The organism is Providencia sp. 2023EL-00965 (genome assembly GCF_033550225.1).
Taxonomy (GTDB): Bacteria; Pseudomonadota; Gammaproteobacteria; order Enterobacterales; family Enterobacteriaceae; genus Providencia; species Providencia manganoxydans.
The window spans coordinates 535,587-553,089 of sequence record NZ_JAWUEH010000001.1; the positions used below are offsets into that span (position 1 = coordinate 535,587).

The 17,503-nt window shown below is 40.3% G+C and carries 19 protein-coding genes; 8 read left to right on the plus strand and 11 right to left on the minus strand.

Annotated features, from left to right (window positions below; genetic code table 11):
* Nucleotides 1–51: 51 nt before the first annotated feature.
* The 4 genes from SC428_RS02455 to znuA all read right to left on the minus strand — a co-directional run bounded on the left by SC428_RS02455 (nt 52) and on the right by znuA (nt 3,916).
* A complete protein-coding gene (locus tag SC428_RS02455; protein ID WP_283125792.1) occupies nt 52–483 on the minus strand; it encodes a hypothetical protein in 432 nt (143 codons plus the stop codon).
* A gap of 33 nt (nt 484–516) precedes the next feature.
* On the minus strand, nt 517–1,491 hold the full coding sequence (gene lpxM / locus SC428_RS02460) for a lauroyl-Kdo(2)-lipid IV(A) myristoyltransferase (RefSeq protein WP_070929613.1): 975 nt from the start codon (nt 1,489–1,491) through the stop codon (nt 517–519).
* Nucleotides 1,492–1,600: 109 nt separating this feature from the next.
* Nucleotides 1,601–2,938, minus strand: coding sequence for a murein DD-endopeptidase MepM (gene mepM / locus SC428_RS02465; RefSeq protein WP_070929614.1), 1,338 nt, complete (start codon nt 2,936–2,938; stop codon nt 1,601–1,603).
* 18 nt (nt 2,939–2,956) lie between these two features.
* A complete protein-coding gene (gene znuA / locus SC428_RS02470) occupies nt 2,957–3,916 on the minus strand; it encodes a zinc ABC transporter substrate-binding protein ZnuA (protein ID WP_140186195.1) in 960 nt (319 codons plus the stop codon).
* Between the two features lie 76 nt (nt 3,917–3,992).
* On the opposite strand from znuA, the gene znuC reads away from it, so the two are divergent.
* Together znuC and znuB are read left to right on the plus strand one after the other, a co-directional pair.
* Nucleotides 3,993–4,760 (plus strand): zinc ABC transporter ATP-binding protein ZnuC, encoded by a 768-nt coding sequence (gene znuC / locus SC428_RS02475; protein ID WP_272579772.1) that lies wholly within the window; start codon nt 3,993–3,995, stop codon nt 4,758–4,760.
* Nucleotides 4,753–5,538, plus strand: a complete 786-nt coding sequence (gene znuB / locus SC428_RS02480; RefSeq protein WP_070929617.1) for a zinc ABC transporter permease subunit ZnuB — start codon at nt 4,753–4,755, stop codon at nt 5,536–5,538. Before znuC ends, znuB begins: the two co-directional genes overlap by 8 nt.
* A 111-nt stretch (nt 5,539–5,649) precedes the next feature.
* Here znuB and ruvB read toward each other — a convergent pair whose 3' ends face one another.
* From ruvB to aspS, 6 genes are all read right to left on the minus strand, one after another.
* Nucleotides 5,650–6,660, minus strand: coding sequence for a Holliday junction branch migration DNA helicase RuvB (ruvB, locus tag SC428_RS02485; protein WP_140179298.1), 1,011 nt, complete (start codon nt 6,658–6,660; stop codon nt 5,650–5,652).
* Nucleotides 6,661–6,676: 16 nt separating this feature from the next.
* The gene (gene ruvA / locus SC428_RS02490) at nt 6,677–7,294 is read right to left on the minus strand and encodes a Holliday junction branch migration protein RuvA (protein WP_070929619.1); all 618 of its coding nucleotides are present in this window, start codon (nt 7,292–7,294) and stop codon (nt 6,677–6,679) included.
* 112 nt (nt 7,295–7,406) lie between these two features.
* Nucleotides 7,407–7,928 carry a crossover junction endodeoxyribonuclease RuvC gene (gene ruvC / locus SC428_RS02495; RefSeq protein ID WP_140179296.1) on the minus strand — a complete coding sequence of 174 codons (522 nt, stop codon included), beginning with the start codon at nt 7,926–7,928 and terminating at the stop codon, nt 7,407–7,409.
* 207 nt (nt 7,929–8,135) lie between these two features.
* The gene (locus tag SC428_RS02500) at nt 8,136–8,879 is read right to left on the minus strand and encodes a YebC/PmpR family DNA-binding transcriptional regulator (RefSeq protein WP_070929621.1); all 744 of its coding nucleotides are present in this window, start codon (nt 8,877–8,879) and stop codon (nt 8,136–8,138) included.
* Between the two features lie 28 nt (nt 8,880–8,907).
* Nucleotides 8,908–9,339: a dihydroneopterin triphosphate diphosphatase gene (gene nudB, locus SC428_RS02505; RefSeq protein ID WP_070929778.1), complete on the minus strand. Its 432-nt coding sequence runs from the start codon at nt 9,337–9,339 to the stop codon at nt 8,908–8,910.
* A 12-nt stretch (nt 9,340–9,351) separates the two neighbouring features.
* Nucleotides 9,352–11,124 (minus strand): aspartate--tRNA ligase, encoded by a 1,773-nt coding sequence (aspS, locus tag SC428_RS02510; protein ID WP_070929622.1) that lies wholly within the window; start codon nt 11,122–11,124, stop codon nt 9,352–9,354.
* 483 nt (nt 11,125–11,607) lie between these two features.
* On the opposite strand from aspS, the gene SC428_RS02515 reads away from it, so the two are divergent.
* From SC428_RS02515 to SC428_RS02540, 6 genes are all read left to right on the plus strand, one after another.
* Nucleotides 11,608–11,928 (plus strand): DUF4377 domain-containing protein, encoded by a 321-nt coding sequence (locus tag SC428_RS02515; protein ID WP_070929623.1) that lies wholly within the window; start codon nt 11,608–11,610, stop codon nt 11,926–11,928.
* Between the two features lie 152 nt (nt 11,929–12,080).
* Nucleotides 12,081–12,485 (plus strand): NUDIX domain-containing protein, encoded by a 405-nt coding sequence (locus SC428_RS02520; RefSeq protein ID WP_318705764.1) that lies wholly within the window; start codon nt 12,081–12,083, stop codon nt 12,483–12,485.
* A gap of 154 nt (nt 12,486–12,639) precedes the next feature.
* Nucleotides 12,640–13,038: an MAPEG family protein gene (locus SC428_RS02525; RefSeq protein ID WP_140179291.1), complete on the plus strand. Its 399-nt coding sequence runs from the start codon at nt 12,640–12,642 to the stop codon at nt 13,036–13,038.
* Nucleotides 13,039–13,327: 289 nt separating this feature from the next.
* Complete coding sequence (gene cmoA, locus SC428_RS02530; protein ID WP_070929626.1) at nt 13,328–14,080, plus strand: carboxy-S-adenosyl-L-methionine synthase CmoA; 753 nt, start codon at nt 13,328–13,330, stop codon at nt 14,078–14,080.
* The gene (gene cmoB, locus SC428_RS02535) at nt 14,080–15,051 is read left to right on the plus strand and encodes a tRNA 5-methoxyuridine(34)/uridine 5-oxyacetic acid(34) synthase CmoB (RefSeq protein ID WP_318705765.1); all 972 of its coding nucleotides are present in this window, start codon (nt 14,080–14,082) and stop codon (nt 15,049–15,051) included. The genes cmoA and cmoB overlap by 1 nt, the downstream gene beginning before the upstream one ends.
* Nucleotides 15,052–15,422: 371 nt before the next feature.
* Nucleotides 15,423–16,160: a hypothetical protein gene (locus SC428_RS02540; RefSeq protein ID WP_233445656.1), complete on the plus strand. Its 738-nt coding sequence runs from the start codon at nt 15,423–15,425 to the stop codon at nt 16,158–16,160.
* Between the two features lie 474 nt (nt 16,161–16,634).
* Here the strand turns inward: SC428_RS02540 and cutC are convergent, their stop codons facing one another.
* Nucleotides 16,635–17,396: a copper homeostasis protein CutC gene (gene cutC / locus SC428_RS02545; RefSeq protein ID WP_070929629.1), complete on the minus strand. Its 762-nt coding sequence runs from the start codon at nt 17,394–17,396 to the stop codon at nt 16,635–16,637.
* Nucleotides 17,397–17,503: the final 107 nt, after the last annotated feature.

Sequence of the window (17,503 nt, forward strand, 5' to 3'; positions counted from 1 at the left end):
ATTACCCTGATTTTAACAATGAGATGAAATCTATAGAAACTGTAGATTAGGCTAATTTTGTTGTTCTTTTTTCCAATTATGAAAAGCAGCAGTCATCACTGGTGCTATTTTATCGTAGTTTTCCCAAGTATTTTCAACATGATATACCGTTGGTAAACCTTGTGCTAAAATGCGCTCATAATCATCAAAAAAGCCGTTCTCTTCTGCCTGATAATAGAATTCAGTAAATTCTAATCCCTCATCATTGACGTCCTCATCGGTAAATTTCTCATCGCACATAGCGATTAAAAATGTACGTCCGTCCATTTTACGTTCACGAACAGCGGTCAATTCATCAATAGACTCTTCAAGATGAAATTCACCAATAAGATCATTTTGAATCAACCATGCCAAGTAGAACCCTATATGTGTTCCACCATTTTCATTAGGTAGCCCCTCTGGATAATCGCCACCGTAATGCCAATCCATTCTGTCAAATGCCATCAGATGCCTCACAAATATACTGCGTTATTAACATTAGCGATATAAATCATCACGCTGATAGGGTTCTATCTCATCACCCTTACGTGTTTTTAGTAATTTAAGTATCCATGTATATTGCTCTGGGTTTGGCGCGACGAGATATTCAAGCTCCTCATTCATTCGCCTTGCAATATAAGCATCATCTTGGCCGTCAATATCATCCATTGGCTGACGAATATAGATATGTAATTGATGTGTATGGTGATCATAGACAGGAAATAATGGAACAATTTTAGCCTTACAGACTTTCATCAAACGACCAACCGCGGGTAAAGTCGCCTTATAAGTCGCAAAGAAATCGACAAATTCACTATTTTCTTCACCATGATCTTGATCAGGTAAATAAAAACCCCAATAACCTTGCCGTACAGAGGCAATAAAGGGTTTTATACCTGCTTCTCGTGAATGTAAGCGCCCACCAAAATGGTAACGTGCTTTATTCCATAAATAGTCTGCAACAGGGTTTTTTTGATGATGAAACATCGCCGCCATCTTATAACCTTTAGCAGCAAGTAACATTGCAGGTGCATCAACAGCCCAGCCATGAGGCACCATAAAAATCACATTACTACCTTGTTGCTTTAATGATTCAATGATTTCTTCATTATGCCAAAACGTTCTCGCTAATGTTTTATTGGCACCACGAACACAAAGCTCAGCAAGCATGACAAATGACTGAGGCGCAGTTTCAAACATTTTATCGGTTAATTGTTCCCGCTCTTGCTCTGTTAGTTGAGGAAAACAGTACAATAAATTTATTTTAGCGCGTCGACGGGCACTTTTGGCTAGTCGACCAACCCACTTGCCTACTTTTGCTAATAAAGGGTCACGAACTTTAACGGGTACATAAGCTAATGCTGCAAACACGCCAGCTCCCATCCAAACACCCCAATATTTTGGATGTAAATAGGATTTATGAAAGGTTGGCACGTAGCCTAATTTACTATCGGTGTCTTTATCTTTATTCATAGTGTACCTAAAAGAACAATTCGCGCTCTTTTATAGCTTAAAATGATAATAAGTGAAAGTATTACAAAGGAATTGGGCAGATACAATATATCTGCCCATCGTGAAGAGATTATTTCATTTTTAATTGAGGCTTAGTTTCTTTCACCATCGCCAAATATTCTTTGCGTTCTTTACCCGTTAAACCACCTGAGCTAGGTAATTTTGCGGTTAATGGATTCACTGCTTGTTGGTTAATCCACACTTCAAAGTGCAAGTGAGGTCCCGTTGAACGACCTGTATTACCAGAAAGCGCAATACGATCACCACGTTTCACTTTTTGCCCTGGTTTTACTAACAATTGACGTAAGTGCATATAGCGTGTGGTATATTGGCGACCATGACGAATAGCAATAAAGTTACCTGCTGCGCCACTGTATTTAGAAACAATAACCTCACCATCACCTACCGCTAGTACAGGCGTACCTACTGGCATAGCAAAATCAACCCCTTTATGCGGTGCAACGCGCCCTGTAACAGGGTTAACGCGGCGAGGGTTAAACTGCGATGACACTCGAAATTGTTTTGCTGTAGGATTACGCAAGAAACCACGCTCTAAACCATTCCCTTCACTATCGTAATATTTACCATCTTCTGCACGAAATGCGTAGTAGTCTTTCCCACCACTATTCAAACGTACACCAACGAGTTGGCTCTGTTCATTACGACCATTAAGAATTTCACGGCTCATTAAAACGGTAAACTTATCGCCCTTTTTCAACTTACGAAAATCAATTTGCCATTGTAGTGCTTTAATCACTTCACGGCCTTCATTACGCGTTAAGCCTGCTTGGCTTGCACTTTGTGCGAAACTGCCGTTGATCACACCCGGCAATATACTGTTTTGCCATTCGCCTTCACGAATTTCTTTCGTTTCTTCGAATTTATTCGTGCTACCAACCCGCGTATAAATTCGCGTTTCTCGGCGAGAAACTTCCCACGTTAATGATTCAAGTTCGCCTTGGTCGGTTAAACTCCAATTTAACGTTTGACCAATTTTTAAATTGCGCAGCGCTTTATGTTGATTTGCCAGTGTTGCGACATCACCTGACTCTATCCCAAACTGGGTTAAAATACTGGACAGATTATCACCACTAGCAACGACATATTCATGAGGGATAATAGCGCTATCCGTTCCTTCGGCACCATCGCTATCATCAACCACACCTTCGTCAGGCAGTTGATCACTGCTATCTTGAATAATATCGTCAGTTGCATCCGTTAAAGGCGCAAAGGACAAAGGGATCACTGTATCTACAGTGTTTTCGGTATCGGAGCTCGATGTCGGTAGGTGTGTTGGCCGCCAAATTGCGACGGCCAGTGTTGCGACTGTTAATGTTCCTAACATGATCCTATGAGACTTGGACAGGCTACCGTATACCTGTGCAAGCCCTTTAGCCATTTGCTGCACTAAACAATTCCTTCTTGTTTAATTCAGGCAGCTCGCGTATTGCTTCGACAGTTGTGTTAAGAACTGCATATAGCTATCTGGGCCTATTTCCAGCCCGCTACCAAGCGGGTCGAGAGTTCCCATTTTGACTCCCGTATTTTTCGCTACGCTTTCTATGACGGCTGGCCTGAATTGGGGTTCAGCAAAAACACATTGTGCTTTGTGCTCAACCAATTGAGTTCGTATATTATGTAATTTCTGTGCACCAGGCTGAATTTCCGGGTTTATCGTAAAATGCCCCAATGGAGCCAACCGATAGTGTTTTTCAAAGTAGCCATAAGCATCGTGAAAAACAAAATAGCCCTTGTTTTTGGCTGGTTCTAAAATATTAACAATATTCTCATCGTTTTGCGTCATTTTTTCATTGAATTTACGAAGGTTTACGTCCAGCTTATCTTTTTGTTCAGGATAAAGCTCTACTAAACGATCGTGAATACCTAACGCGGCTTGTTTGGCTATCTCTGGAGACAACCAAATGTGCATATTATACTCACCATGATGATGATGTTCGTGATCCGTATCATGATTAGCTTCATCAGCATGATCATGGCTATGTTCGTCTTCATCATCCCCTTTCATTAATAATGGAACGATATTCGCCTGTTGTGCAAGCGCTAGACGTTTCTTCTGTGGTAACGTTTTGAGAGGCTTATCTAAAAACATTTCCATATCAGGACCAACCCATACAAATAAGTCCGCTTGTTTAATTTTTTTCAAATCAGAAGGTTTCAGCGCATAATCATGGGGTGATGCACCATCCGGTAATAATACTTGTGTATCCGTAACACCATCTGCGATACCCGCCGCAATAAACGCCAGTGGGCGGATAGAGGTTACCACATCGGCTTTTGCCGCTGTCACCATCGTTGTGCTCAGCACCGATGCTGCGGCCAGCCCTAAAATAAATTGTCGGGCATTAGATTGAGATTTATGTATCATAGACGTCTTTTTCCGTGATTTTAATTTTGAAATGTTATAATATAACACAACATGATTTCTGCAAGATGTTTTTCACATGCAACCATTACTGAATTTAAATAAAATATCTGTTTCCTTTGGTGAGAAACGGGTTCTTAAAAATGTCAGCTTTACACTAAATAAAGGCGATATCGTGACACTTTTAGGCCCTAACGGTGCGGGGAAATCGACAATTGTGCGAGTTGTTCTTGGCTTATTAGCGCCAACTTCAGGTACGATTGAACGTGCTTCAGCGCTATCAATTGGCTATGTACCACAAAAATTACATTTAGATGCCACACTGCCATTGACTGTAAAACGATTTTTAATGCTAAAACCAAATGTTCGCTCAGAACAGTTGGCTCCTGCCCTTGAACGCGTTAATGCAACCCATTTACTCGATCAACCGATGCAAAAATTATCTGGTGGCGAAACACAGCGTGTATTACTCGCTCGTGCTTTACTGAATAAACCTGATCTGTTGGTTCTTGATGAGCCAGCGCAAGGTGTCGATGTTAATGGTCAAGTCGCACTCTATGATTTAATCAATCAATTGCGTACCGAGCTTGGCTGCGCAGTACTGATGGTCTCGCACGATCTGCACTTAGTGATGGCAAAAACAGATAAAGTGCTGTGTATTAATGGTCATATTTGCTGCTCGGGTACCCCTGATGTTGTCTCTAATCATCCTGAATTCGTTGCAATGTTCGGCTATCGAGGTGCATCTCAACTTGGGGTATATCGTCATCATCATAATCATCAGCATGATTTAGACGGTAATGTGGTAACAGCTCATACCCACAGTAAGGAATGTAACCATGATTGAGTTGCTATTGCCCGGTTGGATTGCAGGGGTACTCTTAGCTATCGCAGCAGGTCCTTTAGGATCATTTGTTGTATGGCGTCGTATGTCCTATTTTGGCGACACTCTCGCCCATGCCTCCTTGTTGGGGGTTGCTTTCGGACTTTTACTGAATATCAACCCCTTTTATGCTGTGATTGGTGTAACTCTACTACTGTCGTTGATATTAGTATGGTTAGAGCGTCGACCTCAGCTCGCTGTTGATACCTTACTTGGCATTATGGCGCACAGTGCGCTGTCACTTGGCTTAGTGGTTGTTAGCTTAATGGCTAATGTACGTGTTGATTTAATGGCTTATTTGTTTGGTGACCTGCTTTCAGTGACTTACGATGACATTATCACTATTTTTATTGGGGTAGTTGTGGTGTGTGGGTTACTTTTATGGCGTTGGCGAGCACTACTGTCCATGACGGTGAATCAAGAGCTGGCGTTTGTTGATGGTGTGAATATTCAACGACTCCGTTTATTATTAATGTTAGTCACAGCGTTAACCATTGGCATCGCAATGAAGTTCGTTGGAGCATTAATTATTACTTCTTTATTGATTATACCTGCGGCAACAGCGCGTCGTTTTGCTAGAACGCCTGAACAAATGGCATTTGTTGCGATATTAATTGGTATGTTATCGGTGACAGGAGGACTGACATTCTCTGCGTTCTACGATACACCTGCTGGCCCATCAGTAGTACTAACAGCTGCGATATTATTTGTTTTAAGTTTATTAGCAAAAGCAAAAAATTAAATGTGTATCAGCTGATCTTCAATAGATTGATGCTATTAGGTCAGCTGATAACCACCAAACGATGCCGATAGCTATCAGCATCTTCCCCCCAATAAAAATCATTCATAGATGCTAAATTTCTTTTGGCGTTAAGCCAAAGTGTAAATAGGCATGCGCGGTTGCCATTCGACCACGAGGTGTCCGCTGAATAAAACCTTGTTGGATCAAAAAAGGTTCTAATACATCTTCAATCGTTTCCCGTTCCTCACCAATTGCCGCCGCAAGGTTATCAACACCAACAGGTCCACCCATAAATTTATCAATGATCGCTACTAATAATTTTCTATCTAAATAATCGAAACCAGCGGCATCGACGTTCAACATATCCAGTGCTTGATTAGCAATTAATTCGTCAATTGAACCATCACCTTTGACTTGCGCGAAATCACGTACTCGACGTAATAAGCGGTTAGTAATACGTGGAGTGCCGCGTGAGCGCATTGCTACCTGACGAGCCCCCTCTTCACTAATTTCTAGCCCCATATATTGGGCACTACGTTTCACAATATGCTGTAAATCATCAACGTTATAGAACTCAAGGCGTTGCACAATCCCAAATCGGTCACGTAGTGGCGATGTTAAAGACCCCGCACGTGTAGTCGCGCCAATCAAAGTAAATGGCGGTAAATCAATTTTAATCGAACGCGCTGCCGGCCCTTCACCTATCATGATATCGAGTTGGTAATCTTCCATGGCTGGATATAAGATCTCTTCAACCACTGGCGATAATCGGTGAATTTCATCAATAAATAAAACGTCGTGAGGCTCTAAGTTAGTCAGCATTGCGGCTAAATCACCGGCCTTTTCAAGCACTGGACCTGAGGTTGTACGTAAGTTAACCCCCATTTCGTTAGCGACAATGCCTGCCAAAGTGGTTTTGCCTAAACCAGGAGGACCAAAAATTAACAGATGATCAAGCGCGTCACCGCGTAATTTGGCCGCCTGAATAAAGATTTCCATTTGCTCTTTAACTTGCGGTTGCCCAATATACTCTTGCAGTAATTTCGGGCGGATCGCGCGATCAATGGCTTCTTCTTCTTCATGGATCACTTCAGCAGAAATTAGGCGATCAGCTTCAATCATCGTTCAATTCTCTCAATTAAAGTGCTGCACGCAATGCATCACGGATCAATGTTTCACAATCACTGTCAGGTTTCGCCACTTTACTGACCATACGGCTTGCTTCTTGTGGCTTATAACCTAATGCGACCAGTGCGGTTGCCGCTTCAGCTTCAATATCTGCGCTGCTTGGCGCTTTGCTATTCACATCAGGTAAAGTGATATCGGTGTTTTGATTAAATAGATCACCATTTAGACCTTTAAAACGGTCTTTCATTTCAACAACTAAACGCTCTGCTGTTTTCTTACCAATACCCGGTAGTTTAACCAATGATGAAATGGCTTCTTTTTCAATTGCAGAGACAAATTGCTGTGCTGACATCCCTGATAAGATAGCTAGCGCCAATTTGGGACCAACGCCATTAACTTTAATCAGTTCTTTAAACAACGCGCGTTCTTGTTTGTCATTAAATCCATACAGTAATTGAGCATCTTCGCGCACGACAAAGTGGGTAAAAATGATCGCTTCTTGGCCAATTTCGGGTAATTCATAAAAACAGGTCATTGGCATATGAACTTCATAACCAACACCTTGTAACTCTAGCAGAACAATGGGAGGTTGCTTTTCTAATACAATGCCACGTAAACGACCAATCACAATGAAGCCCTCTATTTATTTTTTTGATAGCGCTGTTTATACCATAAAAAAGGCTGGATGCATATCCAGCCAGACTGTGAGCAAACAAATTATGTGCGGTAGAAATCAATCACTATCTCAGTCGGCCACGAGTTAAAACTAAACGCGGATCACCAACACGTAATAGATTCTGATTGAAGTGACAATGTGTAATCGCGATTGCAAGGGCGTCTGCTGCGTCGGCTTGTGGGTTAGCTGACAGTTTCAAGATAGATTTAACCATATGCTGTACTTGGCTTTTTTCTGCTGCACCAGTACCTACTACGGTTTGTTTAACTTGTCGTGCCGCGTATTCAAATACCGCCACGTTTTGGTTCACACCAGCCACAATTGCCACGCCTCGTGCTTGACCAAGCTTTAATGCTGAATCGGCATTTTTAGCCATAAATACCTGCTCGATCGCCAAAACATCTGGTTGATATTGCGTGATAATTTCCGAGACTCCCGCATAAATACGTTGCAGACGGCTTGGTAAATCATCAACTTGTGTACGAATACAACCACTTCCCAAATACAAAAGTTGCCTGCCTTGTTGGCGGATCACACCATACCCAGTTATTCGAGAACCGGGATCTATACCTAAAATAATCGCCATATCAAAGCCTATTAATATCCTTTATTACTTTTAATATCATCTTATCTGTATCTTTTAGATGCCACAATAGTCTATTCCAGCATGGCAGTAGTGAGGTGTATTCTGTAAACAGAATATTTAACAGGATGGAAGATAAGGGAAAGAGGCGTTAGAGAAAGCGGGCTGTTGTGATAACCATCCAGCTTTCTCTACGCAAGTGCTCACTGATTAAAGTTGTTCAGCAACTTCATCAGAGATATCACCGTTGTGGTAGACTTCTTGTACGTCGTCAGAATCTTCCAACATATCAATCAATCGCAGCAGTTTAGGTGCTGTTTCAACATCTAATTCCGCTTTAGTTGATGGGATCATAGAAACTTCTGCGCCTTCACTGGTGAAACCCGCTGCATCAAGTGCGTCTTTTACTTCGCCGAACGTTTCTGGCGTTGTATACACATCAATTGCACCATCATCATACGTTTCAACATCGTCAGCGCCCGCATCTAACGCGGCTTCCATCAATGCATCTTCATCAACGCCCGGTGCGTAAGTGATCACACCACGTTTGGTGAACAGATAAGAAACTGAACCATCAGTACCTAAGTTACCACCCGTTTTTGTAAAAGCATGACGGACTTCTGAAACGGTACGGTTGCGGTTATCACTCAGGCATTCAACCATAACCGCGGTGCCGCCTGGGCCATAGCCTTCATAAATGATAGTTTCCATATTATCGTTATCATCGTTACCCACACCACGTGCAATCGCGCGGTTTAGTGTGTCACGAGTCATGTTGTTCGATAACGCCTTATCCACAGCAGCGCGTAAACGCGGGTTAGTAGCAGGATCACCGCCACCTAAACGCGCAGCTGTGACCAGCTCACGGATAATTTTAGTGAATATCTTACCGCGTTTAGCGTCTTGTGCCGCTTTACGGTGTTTGGTATTGGCCCATTTACTATGACCTGCCATGAAATATCTCCAAAAACGTCAATAAAAATTAAACAGCAAATTCTAAGATAGCTTGACGGTTACTCCAAGACTTGGTGAGCTCTGCCGCCTCTTGAGGTGGCACCCAACAAAATTCTGTATGTTCCGTCAAGATTGGTGCCTGCTCTTCGCTAAGCACCATTTTAAACCAATGCTCTTTACAATGAGTGACATCGGGGGCATAGCGATGTCTAAAGTGTGCAAATATTTCAAACGTTACCTCACGATCAAGATCGCATAATTGACCTTGCTCTAAGAGAAACCCTGTTTCTTCACTCACTTCTCGCACAGCAGTTTCAAACGTCCCTTCGTTATGATCTAAACTTCCTGTCACCGATTGCCAAAAGTCAGGATCATCTTTACGTCTTAACATAAGCACATTACCACTCGATTTAGCGGTGATAATCACTAAGACCGATTCAGGTCGTTTGAAACTTTTCATCATCAATTAATTTTAAGCTTCTACATCTTTAGCAACGACTGAAATAGCTAATTCTGTCAGTGCGTCAGGGTTTGCATGGCTAGGTGCATTAGTCATTAAGCAAGCCGCTGCTGTTGTTTTAGGGAACGCAATAACATCACGGATGTTATCAGTACCGGTTAACAACATCACTAAACGGTCAAGACCAAATGCCAAACCTGCATGTGGCGGTGTGCCATATTTTAATGCATCGAGCAAGAAGCCAAATTTCTCACGTTGCTCTTCTTCATTAATTCCTAGAATATTAAACACCGTTTGTTGCATTTCGCTACGGTGAATACGTACTGAGCCACCACCCACTTCATAACCATTGATAACCATATCATAGGCATTAGCAACTGCATCTTCTGGTTTCTGCGCCAAGTCTTCCGGTGAATAATCACGCGGAGAAGTAAATGGATGATGCATTGCTGTTAAACCGCCCTCACCATCGTCTTCAAACATAGGGAAGTCAATCACCCATAATGGCTGCCAGCTATTCAAATTAGTCAGTTCGAAATCACGACCGACTTTTAAACGCAAGGCTCCCATTGAATCAGTGACAACATTTTTAGCGCCCGCGCCGAACAGTATAATATCACCATCGACTGCACCCGTTCTCTCTAGAAGCTGATTGATCACATCTTCAGTTAAGAATTTAGCGACTGGACTTTGGATACCTTCCAAACCTTTCGCGCGTTCATTAACCTTCATCCACGCCAAACCTTTCGCACCATAAATGCCAACAAATTGACCATACTCATCAATTTGTTTACGCGTCATTGCAGCACCGCCGGGTACTTTTAGCGCAGCAACACGGCCTTTAGGATCGTTAGCAGGTCCTGCAAAGACAGCAAATTCGACATCTTTAACGATATCCGCCACATCTACTAACTCCATCGGGTTACGTAGATCGGGCTTATCCGAACCATAACGACGCATTGCTTCAGCAAACGTCATGATTGGGAAGTCGCCTAAATCGACACCTTTCACTTCCTGCCATAATTGACGGATCATACGCTCCATGATTTCACGGACTTGCTCAGCCGTCATAAATGATGTTTCAACGTCGATTTGAGTAAATTCAGGTTGACGATCTGCGCGCAAGTCTTCATCACGGAAACATTTTACAATTTGGTAATAACGATCGAAACCAGACATCATCAGCAATTGTTTAAATAGCTGTGGTGACTGTGGCAAAGCATAAAACTTCCCTTTATGAACGCGACTTGGCACCAAATAGTCACGTGCACCTTCAGGCGTTGCTTTGGTTAACATTGGCGTTTCAACATCAACAAAGCCTTCGTTATCCATAAAGTTACGGACAAAACTAGTAATTTTTGCACGTGTGCGTAGACGCTCTGACATTTCAGGACGACGCAGGTCAAGATAACGATACTTTAAACGACGCTCTTCGGTATTGGTTTGATTGCTATCAAGAGGTAATGGCTCTGATTTATTAAAGACATCAAGTTCTTCAGCAAAAATTTCAATTTCGCCTGTCGCCATATCTTTATTTTTTTGGTTATCAGGGCGAGCACGCACAGTACCTGTGATCTGGATACAGAATTCATTACGCAATTCGGAGGCTTTTTCAAACAGGTCTTTACGCTCTGGGTCGAAAAATACTTGCACAATACCTTCACGGTCGCGCATATCGATAAAAATTAAACCACCTAAATCACGACGACGGTTTACCCATCCACAAAGAGTGACCTTTTGGCCTTCATGAGCAATGTTTAACTGCCCACAATAGTTAGTACGCATACAATATCCTTTTTACTCAGCTTGTTGTGCATTTGCTTGCTGCGGAAATTTGGCATTTTGCTGAACATCAGAATGTCAAAAAGGCAGACATTATACAGGAAATTCTGTTGCACAAACAGTGACGTATTAGGGGGCAAAACCTAATATTTTTGTTTTTAATCATTTTAAAATCGATTAAAAGATAGCCGAAAAACGTAACGAGCACTGCACCTTGGTATAGACAGAATTTATAACTAAAGGTGATTTTAAGTGACTCTGCCGCTTATGTACATATTGTCATTAGGGTTTATTTCATGACTAACGCTTTAGGCGCAGAAAAAAACAACAAACTGTCTATTAAAAACATCAATAAAAGCTAAACAAAGGATCATTTTGCTCTTTATATATAGAGGGAACATTCATAACACATCTATTTCGGAATCATTACTGCCTATCCTTTGCTATGATTACACTAATTTAGACTATCACTATAAAGGTCATTTTATGAAAAAAGGCTTATTCGTTTCTTCATTGTTTCTTCTACTTGTAGGTTGCCAAACTGTGAAACCAGCCGATAATACAAAAACGTTTTATATCGATTCAACACTCGCTGACTGTGTTGGTGTTGCCCCCATGAAATGCATGAAAGTCAAACAAGATCCTAATGCAGATTGGGAATATTTTTATGGTTCAATCCAAGGGTTTGACTATCAACCTGGCTATCAATATACCTTGAAAGTAAAACAATTTGATATCGCAAATCCACCCGCTGATGCTCCAAGCATCCGTTATGAGCTAGTTGAGATCATCAATAAAACTCAATAATGTCATGTCACCTTATACTATCTCGTTAGCAGGTACATATTTCATCTGCTAACGAGAGTTTAATCAATAATCCATTGTTTTTATTATGGTTAGATCATAAGATTTTACGCATTAAAAATGCATCATCATCTACACATATAATGAATATTTTTATGAACAGCAAAATTATTGATAAATTAGGCCTAATTACTCTACGTGACCGAAAAGTCGCAATGGTTCGTTCTCATAATAAAACCTTGTTTTATATCCCCGGCGGAAAACGAGAGCTTAATGAAACTGATGAACAAGCCTTATGCCGTGAACTTGACGAAGAGCTCACCCTAACATTACATCTCGATTCAATTCGCTTTTATGGTGAATTCATTGGGCTTGCTGATGGCAAGCAAGATGGAACACAAGTGCGCATACGTTGTTATTTCGCAGATTATGATGGTTCCCCAATACCTGCCGCAGAAATCGCTGAGTTAGCGTGGCTTGATAGTCATGATCTTCCCTTATGCTCAGCCACAGCGGCAATCATCGTTTCGCAATTACAACAAGATGGCCTCATTAATTAAATAGATATTATATACACTTAAACTTTACTGGATTTCAGTTTGAAAGAAAGTGACTAATCGTTTTACCATTAGTAAATTTTACTAATATCTATTAATATAATACACAGTATTAATCAATTAGTGAGTCATTTTGGTTAAGCAATGGAGTGAATAAATGGTCAGCTCTTTATATGCTGTACTGGGCGCTTTGCTACTTATTAAGTTGTCATTAAATGTGGTTAAGCTGAGGAACCAATACCGCGTTTCGTATGGTGATGGTGGTTTCTATGAGCTACAAACCGCAATACGTGTTCATGGCAATGCCATTGAATACATTCCTATTGCTTTAATTTTATTGCTTTTTATGGAAATGAATGGCGCGCAAGTTTGGATGATCCATCTATGTGGGTTGATCTTGATTGCGGGACGAGTACTACATTCATATGGGCTCAAAAACCATGATATCTCTTATCGACGTTCAGGCATGGCAGCAACCTATATTGCGATCACATTGATGGTTATGGCCAATATTTACTACTTACCTTGGATACAAATCTTCTCGTTCAATCTTTAATTTTTATTATTAATACTGTAAATAATTCGAAATACCGGTAAAAAAAGATAGAGGTGCAGCACAGTGACGTTATGCGACGTTATGCATAGTTAAGTTCTAAGACTCAACTCGCTGAATGTAGTCACCGCACCTGAACAAAAAGCCCAATGAGTTAAAGTATCACGGGTATATACGACGCTTAACTCAGCGTCGTAAAACTTTTATGGTACTTTTGAGCAATTGATTTTCAGCTTATCCGCCTTTTCTGCTACAATCTGCGACTACTTTTCGTTTTACATATACAGATCTTATGTCAAGTCAGGAATCCAACAATAAAGATAGCCTGTTTAGCGCCCCAATTGCTAATTTAGGTGATTGGCAATTTGATGAAAAAGTTGCTGAAGTCTTCCCCGATATGATCCAACGTTCCGTACCGGGGTATTCAAATATTATTACCATGATTGGGATGCTAGCGAGCCGCTTTGTAACAGAAGGCAGCAATATCTATGATCTGGGTTGCTCGTTAGGTGCTGCAACATTGTCGATGCGCCGTAATATTAACGCTCAACACTGTCAAATTATTGCTGTTGATAATTCACCCGCTATGGTTGAACGCTGCCGTCGTCATATTGATGCTTATAAAGCTGCGACTCCTGTCAATGTTATTGAAGGTGATATTCGCGATGTTGATATTGAAAATGCCTCAATGGTAGTACTCAATTTTACATTACAATTCCTCAATCCTGATGATCGCCAACGACTCTTAAATAAAATCTACCAAGGTTTGAAACCTGGCGGGATTTTAGTGTTATCAGAGAAGTTTAATTTTGAAGACCAACAAATTGGTGAATTATTATTCAATATGCATCATGATTTTAAACGTGCTAATGGCTATAGCGAATTAGAAATTAGTCAAAAACGTAGCATGCTAGAAAATGTGATGTTAACCGACTCCGTTGAAACACATAAATCACGCTTACAACAAGCAGGCTTTACCCATTGTGAAGTTTGGTTTCAATGCTTCAATTTTGGCTCATTATTAGCCTTAAAAGGAGCCTCATAATGATTGATTTTGGACGCTTCTATCAGCACATTGCGACGGGGCCCTTAAGCCATTGGTTAGATACCCTACCGTCTCAAATCACTGAGTGGAAAAATCATAACTTACATGGCGGATTCAAATCATGGGAGAAGATGCTTGATAATTTACCCGTGATGACGCCAACTGTTTTAGATTTAAAGCATAGTGTCACCGCAACGCGTGATCCTGAGTTATCTGCTGGCGAAACACGTCGTTTAAATAATATTCTTGAACAACTAAAACCTTGGCGTAAAGGCCCTTTTTCCCTTTATGGGGTCAATATTGATACCGAATGGCGTTCCGACTGGAAATGGGAACGTGTGTTACCTCATATTTCCCCATTACAAGGTCGTATGGTACTCGATGTTGGATGTGGTAGTGGCTATCACATGTGGCGGATGCTAGGAGAAGGTGCTTCATTTGTCGTTGGTATCGATCCAACACAGCTTTTCCTTTGCCAATTTGAAGCTGTTAGAAAATTGCTTGGTGATGACCAACGTGCTCACCTACTTCCTCTAGGTATAGAACAATTACCCGCACTAAATGCCTTTGATACCGTCTTTTCAATGGGGGTACTTTACCACCGCCGTTCGCCATTAGATCACTTATGGCAATTGAAAAATCAGCTTACCAGTAAAGGTGAATTAATATTAGAAAGCTTAGTCGTTGAAGGTGATGAATTCCAATGCCTTGTACCCGGTGAGCGCTACGCACAAATGCGTAATGTATACTTTATTCCTTCGGCAAAAATGCTGAAAGTTTGGCTAGAAAAATGTGGTTTTGTTGATGTACGCATTGTAGATCAAGCCCTCACATCAGTTGAAGAGCAACGACGTACTGAATGGATGACAACTGAATCATTAGCTGAGTTTTTAGATCCTAACGACTCCACTAAAACGATTGAAGGCTATCCCGCACCGTTAAGAGCGATCTTAGTCGCTCGTAAACCTTAAATAAAAGGGGGCTTGTTCCCCCTTTCTGGCTGCTGACAAACATTTTATGGTTGCTGGCAGTCATTAGGCTTTTTAAAATAAATTAAAAAACTCAATAATAAGTTCCCTTGACGTACTTATAGCATCGCTAGCTTAAATAAAACTCGAGCATACTTTCAAAAACACTTACATATATACTTACAAAGTAAAAAACATTTTCTATATCCAAATGTTCTTTATTCTAATATAAATAGTTATAATTATATTCCTTCAAAAATCTATTTTAGATTATTAATTTTAACTCTTCATTTTTGGTTTTTCTTATGCGAATTTTTTACTGTTTCATTATATCATTGTCTTTGCTCGCCTGCTCCCCTTCTGAAAATCGAATCTTGACTGCTGTAAAAAAAGCAATTAGTGAACATTATCCAGAACCAGACACTATTCAATATAAAGATATTTCTGTTTATAGAAATATTGATGACGCTACCATATGTGGTGAATTTAATGCAAAAAACAGCAATGGTGAATTTATTGGATATCAACCTTTTGTCAGCCAAGTTGTTATAAGCGATAATATAGATATTCTCAGTATAAATATTAGAAATAGAAATAATTCTAGCAGCTTCCCTTCATTAATTTGTGAAAACCATGGCTATGAAGGAGCAAAAAGCGCCCAAAATCGCCAAAGGCAAGAATTCATGAACAATATAAATAAGCTTGCTGTAATAGAAGAGAATATCCATGATGAGTCTGTTCGTAAACGAGTTGTAACACATCTAATAAATAGAGCAAAAGAAATTTATGATTCCGAATTAAGTGCAGATACACTCAAGATAGTTGATAATGGCGAAGGTCGTTATGTAAGCATAATCGCATACAAAAAAGGAAACGATATTTATTTCACCTCATTATTAAACTCTGCAATATACGATTTAGAACCATTTAATAATAATATCGTAAAATACATACATACAAATGAAAATGATAAAAATTTGGCGGTAATTGGTAATTATGACACCGAAATAGAGGATGATGACCAAGAAGAACCCGAAATGTTCATTCTCGCTAAAGAGATCTTAGAAAATGGGATCCCTTATGCAAACACTGTTTTATCTGCCAAAAATTAACCTTTCATTTACGATATATACTCTAAATAATTCGAGATGCAGGTAGGCGACAAGCGAAGATAGGCGGGGAGCATAGATGAACTATGTGACTCGGTAAGCATAGCGCAGTCAATAACCCTGCATCTTGAAGTATGACGAGTATATATCCCATCCTTTGATCATCTTAATAAACTTCCTAATATCATCATAAATAAAAAATAGGAACCAATGATAACATAAGGAGAAATAGTTAAAAATGCAATTAAAAACAATAAAATAGATATTTTTTTGTTAGATGTGATAGACGAAAACCACAATGCTGTAAACATTAAAACAGCTATTGTGATAGGTGAGGTTTTATGAAAAATATAAAAACTAAACTTCAGTAATGTTATAATCGACATTCCCTGTCACTGATCCTTTTACTACTTTAATTTTTTATTCGAAACAATTGAATGAGACCCTATATTAATACTCCATCTATTTTCGAATAAACTACACTACAGCCTTTTCAGTAATCGAAATAAAATCTTTCATCGCTTCAACTGTTGGCCCATCAACACAATAATGCGTGAACTCATCATTTTCACTGTTGGACGCCATGGTGACACCAACTTTACGGTAATTCATACTTGAAGGAACCGATTTCCCAGCAGAGCTATGTACTTCTGTCAGGCCAATCTCCATAAATTTACTCAAGTTAGCCAAGCGTACCCCAGCTCCAGCCATAATTACTGGCCCCTCTATTTCACGGCTTTTGTCATGCAATTCTTTTAATAATGGTAAACCAAGCTCTGCATTTTGCTGTTGCCCTGACGTCAAAATACGTGCGACACCTAGATTTTTTAGTTGCTCTAATGCCTGTAGCGGGTTAATACACATATCAAAAGCACGGTGAAAAGTAATCTGCATGCCTTTTGCGATTTCCATTAATGGATACATACGGTCAATATCAATACGCCCTTCTGTATCTAATATACCAATGACTGCACCAGGAAAGCCCATTTCTTTCACCATCAATAGGTCTTCACGGATCACTTCAAATTCATTCATGTCATAGCAAAAGTCGCCGCCACGAGGACGAATAATTGGATGAACTGGAATATGCAGTTTTTCTTTCGCCAGCTTCAGATACCCATAACTTGGTGTTAAACCACCATCAGCGGCACCAGAGCACAATTCAACACGATCGGCACCATATTCTTGTGCAACTTGCGCACATTCGATACCAAAACAGCAAATTTCCAGCTTTGCCATAACCACCTCCAAAACGTAAGATTAAAGTATTTACTTTAATAGCTAATTAATCACTTAAGTTAAAAATGTTATTCGTTAACATTCGTGCAATCATGCCACTAATTCTT